Source organism: Caballeronia sordidicola (genome assembly GCF_000729995.1).
Lineage (GTDB): Bacteria > Pseudomonadota > Gammaproteobacteria > Burkholderiales > Burkholderiaceae > Caballeronia > Caballeronia sordidicola_A.
Genome location: NZ_JNFG01000042.1, coordinates 39,346 through 48,982 on the forward strand (window position 1 = coordinate 39,346; position 9,637 = coordinate 48,982).

Below are 9,637 nucleotides of genomic sequence, written 5' to 3' on the forward strand. Positions count from 1 at the left end.
TTGCAGGAGAATCCGGGCGATGCGCGACGGAATTGCCTGGCCGCAAGTCCGATTGAACGCACCCGCGCCGCACCCTCAAGGACCGAGACATGGACTATCTGACGAGCCTCAAAGTGTTCCGCGCGGTCGTGGAGGCAAAAAGTTTCACGCGCGCCGCCGATCTGCTTGGCGTGTCGCCGCCGGTCGTGTCGCGCGCCATCGCCACACTCGAGCAGCGGCTGGGCAACCGGCTCTTTCATCGGACCACACGCCATATCTCGCTGACCGAGACTGCCGAGCAATTCTTCGCGGGCTGCTCACGCGTGCTGGATGAGCTCGACGCGCTGGAGGCGCAGGCGGCCAATCGCAGCAGTGATCCGACCGGCATGCTGCGCCTGGTCGCCCATACGACTGCAACGGTCAACCGGCTGGTCCCGTTGATTGCCACGTTTCGCCGCCGATACCCGCTGATCGGACTCGACGTCACGCTGACCGAGCGGCCCGTGGACTTGGTGGCGGACGGTTACGACCTCGGTGTCGTGCTGCCTTTCATGCTGACCAGCGACACCACGGTTACGCGCCTGCTCGAGCGCATTCCGCTGGTCATTGTGGTGACGCCAGGGTATCTGGAAGGCAAACAGCGGCCGAACCATCCGTCCGCGCTCGCCGAGCTTGAATTCGTCGCCATGCACGCGTCGATCCGCAAGCCCATGCTGACGTTCCGGCTGGACGGCGGCGAACAGATCACGGTGCCGCTGAAAGCAGACGTGACATCGAACAACGCGGTGTTCAACCGCGAACTGGTGCTGGAGGGCTTCGGCCTGGGCGTGCTGCCGGCGGCTCTGGTTCGCGACGAGCTCGCGTCCGGCAAGCTGGTGTCGCTGCTCGACGACTTCGAGATCGTCGACGGCGCGATCGAAATCCGCCTGGCTTACAGCAGCCGCACGTTGCTACCGGCCAAGGTGCGGGCGTTCATTGAACACGCGGCGGAATTCTTCGAAGCCTGAGTCAGGCGTGCAGGCTTTCATTTTTATTTCGCCTCGATTCCTTTTCGATTGTTGACGGATTCGTCATTAATTGATGCGCGCGATAGCGGTTGACTACGTGCATATGCACACATACTCTGTGCATATGCACACACGCCCTCCACGACACGACGACTGTTTTGCCGTTCGCCAGGCTGCGCGGCACATCTCGCAGTTGTACGAGCGGCACTTGTCCGCAGTACAGATCACGCCGACGCAATTCAGCATCGTCTCAGCGCTTGAGCGCATGCCGGACATGACGATGGCGGAACTCGCGCAGGCCATGGTGATGGAGCGCACGACGCTGGTCCGGGTGCTGCAGCCGTTGCTGCGCAGCGGGCTTGTCCTGGCGAGGCTGGGCGGACCTTGCCAGCGGCGCTTGCAGTTGACGCTGACCGAAGGCGGCCGGACCAAGCTCGCCGACGCGCTGCGGCACTGGCAGGCAGCACAAGAAGAGTTCGAGGCGAAGTTCGGGCGCCGGCAAGCGGCACGTCTGCGGCGCGAACTGTTTCGCCTGACCGGCGAGTGAACCGCCGGCCTCGCCGATCACAGATCACCGGGCACGCCCGCATCAACCATTCGACGCAACCAACAGGACTGACCGATGACCACACCCTCCACGCCAATTATCTCCACCGCCGCGCCCACGGCTGAGCGCGGAGCGCGGCGGCCTTTTCGCATTGGCTGGATGCCGCTCGCGATCATTGTGGTGGTAATCGTGATCGCTGCAGCCGCGACATACTGGGTCACCGTGCTGCGTTTCGTTCAAAGCACGGACGACGCGTACGTCGGTGGTAACGTCACTGTGATGGCGCCGAAAGTGAACGGTTTCGTGACCGAGTTGCTGGTCACCGACAACCAGCGCGTAAAGGCGAACCAGGTGCTGATCCGGCTCGACTCCCGCGACTACGACGCCCGTCTCGCGCAGGCCGATGCCGACGTGCAGGGCGCGCGTGCCGCCGTCGCCGAACTCGAAGCGAAGCAGCAATTGCAGGCGGCCGTGATCAACCAGAGCCAGGCGCAAGTGCGGGCATCGGTGGCGGAAGTCACGCGGAGTGCATCCGACCAGGTGCGTTACCGGCAACTCGTCAAGGACGAGGCGGTATCGGACCAGGTGGTCGAACGTGCCGATGCGGACTACCTGAAGGCTCGTGCCACGCTCGATAACAGCAACGCAGCTGCGCTCGCTTCCCAACGCCAGCTCGCCGTGCTTGCCGCGCAGATAGACGATGCCCGTGCGCGCGTCGCGACCGCTGAAGCGTTGCGGCGCGTAGCCGAACTGAACGTGGAGTACACGACGATCCGCGCGCCTGTGGACGGTTACGTCGGCAACCGGACGGCACGCGTGGGCATGCTCGCGAACACGGGGGCGTCGCTGCTGACGATCGTGCCCACGGACGGCTTGTGGATCGACGCGAACTTCAAGGAAGACCAGCTCAAGAAGATGCAGGTGGGTGACCGCGTGGACGTTGAACTCGATGCCTCCAGCGGGACCTTTGAGGGTCATGTGGAAAGCCTGGCGCCCGCGACGGGTGCGACCTTCAGCGTGCTGCCGCCAGAGAATGCAACCGGCAACTTCACGAAGATCGTACAGCGCGTGCCGGTGCGGATTCACCTCGACTTACCGAAGGACAAGCAGGACGTACTGCGCGCCGGCCTCTCGGCGACGGTGAGGGTGCACCTCGACAGCGCGAGCCTTTCGGCGAGCCGTTCATGAGCCCGTCCGTCCCACTGAACCCCGCCGATCAACCCACCCGGCAGCGTGTTTTCGCGTTCGCGCTGATGTGCCTGGGCTTTTTCATGGCCACGCTGGACATCCAGATCGTGGCCTCCTCGCTCAGGGAAATCGGCGGCGGCTTGTCGGCGAGTCAGGACGAACTTTCGTGGGTGCAGACCTCGTACCTGATTGCGGAAATCCTCGTGATCCCGATGTCCGGCTGGCTCTCCAAGGTGTTCTCCACGCGCTGGCTGTTCGTGGCTTCTGCGGTCGGTTTCACCATCACGAGCATGCTGTGCGGCCTCGCGTGGGACATCAATTCGATGATCATTTTCCGCGGCCTGCAAGGTGCGCTGGGCGCCGCGATGATCCCGACCGTCTTCACCACGGCGTTCGTGCTGTTCCCCGGCAAGCAGCGGCTGATTGCATCGACGACGATTGGCGCGCTAGCTTCGCTTGCCCCAGCGATCGGCCCGGTGATCGGCGGATGGATCACGTCGCAATGGTCGTGGCACTGGTTGTTCTACCTGAACCTCGTTCCGGGGCTCGTAGTCGCATTCCTGGTGCCGAAGTTCGTGCATATCGACGAACCGGACCTTTCGTTGTTGAAGAAGGGCGATTACCTGGGCATTGCGTTGATGTCGGGGTTCCTTGGGTGCCTTGAATATGTGCTCGAGGAAGGTCCACGCAAGAACTGGTTCGGCGACGACGTGATCATCACTTGCACATGGATCTCCGCAATCTGCGGCTTCCTGTTTCTCGTGCATGCGTTCACTGCGAAAGATCCCGTTGTCGATCTGCGCGCGCTCGCGGTCCGGAACTTTGCGATCGGGTGTTTGCTGTCATTCGTGACGGGCATCGGCATCTTCGTCGCAGTGTTTCTCACGCCGCTGTTCCTCAGCCGCGTGCGTGAACTGGATTCGCTGCAGATCGGGATTGCGTTGCTGTCGGTGGGCGTGTTTCAGTTGCTCGCGCTTGGCGCTTATGCATTCACCTCTCGTCTCGTCGACATGCGCTGGTGTCTGCTCTTTGGCCTCGTGTGTTTCGGTCTTGGTTGCTACTTCTATGTGCCGCTCACGAATGACTGGGGCTGGCAGCAACTGCTGTTGCCGCAGGCGCTGCGTGGTATTGGCCAGCAGTTCGCGGTGCCCCCTATCGTGACAATGGCGCTGGGGTCGCTGCCGCAATCGCGCCTGAAGTCGGCGAGCGGATTGTTCAACCTGATGCGTAATCTCGGCGGCGCGATCGGCATTGCGGTCAGCGCGACCATGCTCAACGACCGGCTGAATTTTCACTATCTGCGCATCAGCGAAAGCGTCACGACCGGCAGTCCGGAAACAGAAGCGTTCTTGTCGAGGCAATTTGCCCACTGGGGCTCGGTAGCCGGAGATGCGCTGAACGCGACCAACGCGGGGCTCGCCAACCTGCATGCGCTGGTGTTTCGCGAGGCGCTGGTAATGACCTTCTCCGACACCTTCTACGTACTCACGATGTGCTTCGCCGTCGGCATAGTCAGCGTGATTTTCGTGCGGCCTATCGGCGCCGCGCCGCCTTCTCCTGACGCTCATTGAGATCGACTATGTATAAGATTTTATTGGCACTGGCAGCTAGCATGACGCTCGCGGCGTGCGCCGTGCAACCCGCGAACCATGCGGATTTACCGTCGACCGTACGGTCGATAGCGCCCGCAAACTGGAGCGCCGACGCGCCGCAAGACAACGTGGATGCCGCGGCGTGGTGGGAGCAATTCGGCGACCCGGTGCTGCACGAACTGGTGAGTTCGGTACTGAGCCAGAACCTGGATGTGCAAGCTGCACTGGAACGGGTGAAGCAGGCCCAGGCCGTGACCACGCAGCGACGCGCGGCGCTGCTGCCGGAACTTGACGCGAGCGCCACCGCTGCCGATGCTCGCCAGAACACGCCGCCGCCGCTGGGCTATGTTCGGCAGGCGGGATTGGGCCTGACGCTCGCCTGGACGCCCGACGTGTTCGGCGGCGAGCGCCTCGAGCTGCTCGCGGCACAGGCGCAATTGACGGGCCGTCAACATGATGTCGATGCGCTTCGTCTCGCGCTCGCGGCCAATACGGCATCGGCGTATGTTGATCTGCGCTGGGCGCAAAGCGAACAAAAGATTCTGCAGGACAATATCGCGATCAGGGAACGTGCGCTGCGTCTGACGCAGGAACGCATGCAATACGGGCTCTCGCCGCGCCTTGACGTTACCCGCGCACAGAATCAGTTGAGCGAGTTGCAGGCGCGTTTGCCGCGTGCCAACGCCACTGTTGAACATCAGCTCAGCCTGATCGCGGTGTACTCGGGGCGCACGCCTGAATCAGTCGATACCCTCGTGCTTGCCACGCCCGGGACCATCCCGACGCCCTCGAGCGCGGTGCCCCAGATGCTGCCCTCGGAGGCGTTGCTGCGCCGTCCCGACGTCCGCAGTGCCTACGCCGAGCTGACGCAACGCGCAGCGGAAGTGGGTGTCGCGCAAGCGGACCGCTATCCGAAGTTCTCGCTGCAACTGACCGATGGTTTGCTGGCGGCGTCGTATCTTGGGCTTCCCACGCTCACCGACAACCTCTTCAGCGCCGCGCTCAATGCGACCAGTCCTATCTTTAATGCCGGGCGGATTACGGCGGGCATCGAGCAAAGCCAAAGCCGCATGCGCGAATCCGATCTGCGTCTGCGTCAGACCATGCTGCAGGCGCTCAAAGATGTGGAAGACACGCGCACCGATCTGGTCAGCACGTCGGAGCAGGCTGACCGCCTGAAGGAAGCATTGCAATCCTCCGATCAATCGCTACGCCTCTCCACGCAACTTTATAAGGGCGGTGCGAGCGGTTTCCTCGATGTACTCGCGGCACAGGAAGCGTATCTGCAGGACTCGGATGCGCTGAACCAGGCGAGGCGTGAACACGCGCTTGCAGCGGTCGCGTTGTACCGTTCGCTCGGTGGCGGCTGGAGCGAAACAAAGCAGGAGTAATGCGTTGTCCATGCCTCGGGTAACATCGGGCATCTTCTGTGTTTAGGTTGCCCACCACCCGCATGGCACTCAAAAACCTGTTGAGACGGCTTGACCTGACCACGCTGCAACTCTTTCTCGCGGTCTACGAGGATGGCACGCTCACCCGTGCGGCCGAGCGCGAGGCTATCGCTGTTTCGGCCGCGAGCAAGCGGCTGCTCGAACTCGAACAGGCCGTGGGTGCGACGCTGTTCGTGCGCCGTGCCAGGGGCATGGAGCTCACGCCCGCGGGCGAAACCCTGCTGCATCATGCGCGCCGCGTGCTGCGCGATGTCGAGAACATCGGGATCGAGTTGGCCGAGCACGCGACCGGCGTGCGCGGTTTTGTGCGCATGATGGCGAACCTCTCGGCCATCGTCGAATTCCTTCCCGAAGACTTGCGCGCATTCTTCTCGATGAACGAGCGCATCAAGCTCGACCTCGAAGAGCGTCCGAGCAGCGGTGTGGTGCAAGGCATAGCCGACAGCCTCGCCGACGTCGGCATCTGTTCAGGCGAAGCCGATACGCGAGGCCTCGACGTCTCGCACTACCGGCATGACTCGCTGGTCGTGGTGATGCCCATAGATCATGCGCTCGCGCTTCGCGAGCAGGTCACGTTCGTCGAAACGCTGGATAGCGACTACGTCGGCCTGCATGCGGCAAGCTCGATCAACCTGCGCACGCACGTGGCGGCACGTCAGGCGGGTAAACCATTGCGGCTGCGCATCCAGGTGCCCGGTTTCGATGGCGTCTGCCGCATGGTGCAGGCAGGCCTGGGCATCAGCGTGCTGCCGCTCAAGGTATTCAACACTATCGGCCGTCCGCTCGGACTCACGGCTGTCTTGCTCGACGAACCCTGGAGCCAGCGCGACCTGATCGTCGTGGTACGCGATGTCGCCGGACTCCCGCCGGTGAGCCGTATGTTGTTCGATCACCTCGTAACCGTCGAGCACGACGAGCAAAACAAGGCCTGAGCGTTCGCCGTTCGCGAACGGTCATTGGCGAAATGCGGTTGGACGGGGTGCGTTGCCGGCTCCTAAGCTGTCTTCCAGGTTAGCTTTTTCGGGAGACACGCATCATGGCTGGACCGCTCGCAGGCATTCGCGTCATAGAAATCGGCACGCTCATAGCAGCGCCGTTCGCCGCCCGCATGCTCGGGGAGTTCGGTGCCGACGTTATCAAGATCGAAGCGCCGGACAATGGCGACCCGCTTCGCAAATGGCGAAAGCTGCACGAGGGCACGTCGCTCTGGTGGTATCTCCAGTCGCGCAACAAGAAGTCCGTGTGCGTGAACCTGAAGTCACCTGACGGTGTGGATGTCGTCAAGCGTCTTGCCGCGGACGCCGACGTCGTGATTGAAAATCTCCGTCCCGGTGCGCTCGAAAAACTCGGCCTTGGCTGGGACGTGCTGCACGCAATCAATCCCAAACTTACCATGGTCCGCATCTCCGGCTATGGGCAGTCCGGACCGTATCGCGATCGTCCGGGCTTCGGCGCGATCGGCGAGGCCATGGGCGGCATTCGCTATACAACCGGCGAAGTCGATGGCGCACCGGCACGCGTGGGCATCTCTCTCGGCGACTCGCTGGCTTCCCTGCACGGAGTGATAGGCGCGTTGATGTCGATCCTGCGCGTCAAGACCGGGCAGGGCCTGGGCCAAGTCGTGGATGTATCGCTTGTCGAAAGCGTCTTCAACCTGATGGAAAGCCTGATCCCCGAATACGACTTGCTCGGTCACGTGCGCGAGCGCAGCGGCGGTGCGTTGCCGGGCATTGCGCCGTCGAATACGTATCGCACCGAAGACGGTGCGTTTGTGGTGATTGCCGGCAACAGCGATCCGATCTACAAGCGCCTGATGCATGTAATAGGTCGCGCCGATCTCGCCGATGACCCTGCGCTCGCCCGCAACGACGGCCGCGCCGCACAAAGCGCACGCCTCGACGAAGCGATCACCGCGTGGACCACGCATCACCCGATCGACGACGTGCTCGGCGCGCTCGAAGCGGCGGAAGTGCCGTCCGGCAGGATCTATTCCGTGGCCGACATTGTTGCGGACCCGCATTATCAGGCCCGTGACATGTTGCTTGACGCCGCATTGCCCGGCGGGGTGTCGGTGAAGATGCCCGGCATTGTGCCCAAGCTCTCCGACACCCCCGGCGAAGTTCGATGGCAGGGGCCCACGCTCGGTGAACATACGGACTCCGTACTGTCCGGTTTGGGTTTCAATGCGAGCGATGTCGCACGGCTACGCGGCGAGGGCGCCGTGCAATAAGCGCCGCTGCTTTTATCCGCAAGACCTTTCCCTCAAACATCAAAGAACACATATGACCGGACGGCCGCAAGGCCAGTCCGGCAAGGAGACGATCATGAGCGATCTTGGCGCAACTACGGCCGTACCACAGGCACAAAGCGAAAGCGACTTCAAAGCGGTTATCAGCAAGGTCGCCTGGCGGTTGATGCCGCTCATCATGATCTGCTATTTGTTCGCCTTTTTCGATCGAATCAACATCAGCTTCGCGAAGTTCCAACTGCAAAGCGATCTCGGTTTCTCGGACACCGCATACGGTCTCGGCGCCAGCCTCTTCGTGATCGGCTACGTCTTGTTTGAAGTGCCCAGCAACCTGATGCTCTACAAGGTCGGCGCCCGGCGCTGGATCGCGCGCATCATGATTTCGTGGGGTATCGCCACCAGCGCCATGGTGCTGGTCGGTAATGAATGGCAGTTCTATGGGCTACGCTTCATTATCGGCGCGATGGAAGCCGGCTTTGCCCCCGGCGTTCTGTACTACCTCACGTTGTGGTTCCCGCCGAGCCATCGCGGCCGCATCACCTCGATGCTGTTTCTTGCCTCGGCATTCTCCGGGCTGGTTGGTGCGCCATTGTCGGGTCTGGTCCTCGGACACATGGACGGCGTGCTGGGCATTCGCGGATGGCACTGGCTGTTTATGCTTGGCGGTTTGCCCTGTATTGTCCTGGGCCTGCTGGTGCTCAAGTTACTGAAGGACCGGATCGAAGACGCGGGCTGGCTCAGCGCCTCGGAAAAGTCATTGCTTGCAAGCCGTATTCAGCGACCCGCCGCGCACACGGGCGCCGGCAACTCGTTGCTCGATGCAATCAGGACACGCGGTTTCCTGATGCTCGGGCTGATCTATTTTCTGATCCAGGTGGCGTCGTACGGGCTCAATTTCTGGGCGCCGCAACTCATTCGAAGCGCGGGCACGCACAACCCGACCACCATTGGTTTGCTGACGGCGGTGCCTTACATTTGCGGTGCGATCGCCATGATCGTGGTGGGCCGTCTCTCCGACGCCTCGGGCGAGCGCCGCAAGTTCGTATGCGCCCTGCTGGTGATGGCGGCGATCGGCTTTTTTGCAGCAGGCATCTTCGACAAACAAACGGTTCTCCTGATCGTGGCGCTCGGCGTGATGGGGGCGGGCGTGGTGGCTTCGATACCGGCGTTCTGGGCGCTGCCGCCGAAGCTTCTCACGGGGGCGGGTGCTGCCGGCGGCATAGCGCTGATCAATACGATCGGGCAACTCGGCGGCATTGTGAGTCCGGTGATGGTGGGACGGGTTCGCGACCTGACCGGCACCACGACGCCTGCGCTATATGCGATTGGCGCGATGAGCCTGATCGGCGCATTGCTCCTGCTGTTCGGTTTGCCGGCGGTATTGCGCGAGAAGGATCCGTCCGAGGCTCGTGTTTCCCGGAGATAACCTGGGTTCGGTGGTTTTAATCTTCGGCGCCATTTTGGGCGCATTACACGACCAAAAAAGCTTTCGTTGTGGCGCCGGAGAAAATCCAGTTGCGACTTGATACGTTGCTAAATAGTCGGACCTGCAAAATTCAGTTTGCTTGATGCACGACGCCGATAGGGAATTTTGTCGGAGCAGGAAGGCTAAGCGGCCGGAAGCG

General features: G+C 62.2%; 8 protein-coding genes. All 8 read left to right on the forward strand.

Annotated features, from left to right (window positions below):
* Positions 1-89: 89 nt before the first annotated feature.
* Entirely contained in the window at positions 90-986 is an 897-nt protein-coding gene (locus FH08_RS0130070) for a LysR family transcriptional regulator (protein ID WP_031361911.1), read from the forward strand.
* 208 nt (positions 987-1,194) lie between these two features.
* Positions 1,195-1,533 carry a MarR family winged helix-turn-helix transcriptional regulator gene (locus FH08_RS0130075; RefSeq protein WP_326928987.1) on the forward strand — a complete coding sequence of 113 codons (339 nt, stop codon included), beginning with the start codon at positions 1,195-1,197 and terminating at the stop codon, positions 1,531-1,533.
* A 75-nt stretch (positions 1,534-1,608) separates the two neighbouring features.
* Positions 1,609-2,721, forward strand: coding sequence for an HlyD family secretion protein (locus FH08_RS0130085; protein ID WP_035567435.1), 1,113 nt, complete (start codon positions 1,609-1,611; stop codon positions 2,719-2,721).
* Positions 2,718-4,292, forward strand: a complete 1,575-nt coding sequence (locus FH08_RS0130090; protein WP_031361914.1) for a DHA2 family efflux MFS transporter permease subunit — start codon at positions 2,718-2,720, stop codon at positions 4,290-4,292. Before FH08_RS0130085 ends, FH08_RS0130090 begins: the two co-directional genes overlap by 4 nt.
* Before the next feature lie 8 nt (positions 4,293-4,300).
* Entirely contained in the window at positions 4,301-5,704 is a 1,404-nt protein-coding gene (locus tag FH08_RS0130095) for an efflux transporter outer membrane subunit (protein WP_031361915.1), read from the forward strand.
* A 62-nt stretch (positions 5,705-5,766) separates the two neighbouring features.
* A complete protein-coding gene (locus FH08_RS0130100) occupies positions 5,767-6,696 on the forward strand; it encodes a LysR family transcriptional regulator (protein ID WP_031361916.1) in 930 nt (309 codons plus the stop codon).
* A gap of 104 nt (positions 6,697-6,800) precedes the next feature.
* Positions 6,801-7,994: a CaiB/BaiF CoA transferase family protein gene (locus tag FH08_RS0130105; RefSeq protein ID WP_031361917.1), complete on the forward strand. Its 1,194-nt coding sequence runs from the start codon at positions 6,801-6,803 to the stop codon at positions 7,992-7,994.
* Between the two features lie 94 nt (positions 7,995-8,088).
* Complete coding sequence (locus tag FH08_RS0130110) at positions 8,089-9,438, forward strand: MFS transporter (protein WP_031361918.1); 1,350 nt, start codon at positions 8,089-8,091, stop codon at positions 9,436-9,438.
* Positions 9,439-9,637: the final 199 nt, after the last annotated feature.

Excerpts from the sequence above, each read along its gene's own strand:
- FH08_RS0130090 (WP_031361914.1), top strand. The coding sequence starts at position 2,718 with ATGAGCCCGTCCGTCCCACTGAACCCCGCCGATCAACCCACCCGGCAG.
- FH08_RS0130095 (WP_031361915.1), top strand. The coding sequence starts at position 4,301 with ATGTATAAGATTTTATTGGCACTGGCAGCTAGCATGACGCTCGCGGCG.
- FH08_RS0130105 (WP_031361917.1), top strand. The coding sequence starts at position 6,801 with ATGGCTGGACCGCTCGCAGGCATTCGCGTCATAGAAATCGGCACGCTC.
- FH08_RS0130110 (WP_031361918.1), top strand. The coding sequence starts at position 8,089 with ATGAGCGATCTTGGCGCAACTACGGCCGTACCACAGGCACAAAGCGAA.
- FH08_RS0130070 (WP_031361911.1), top strand. The coding sequence starts at position 90 with ATGGACTATCTGACGAGCCTCAAAGTGTTCCGCGCGGTCGTGGAGGCA.
- FH08_RS0130085 (WP_035567435.1), top strand. The coding sequence starts at position 1,609 with ATGACCACACCCTCCACGCCAATTATCTCCACCGCCGCGCCCACGGCT.
- FH08_RS0130100 (WP_031361916.1), top strand. The coding sequence starts at position 5,767 with ATGGCACTCAAAAACCTGTTGAGACGGCTTGACCTGACCACGCTGCAA.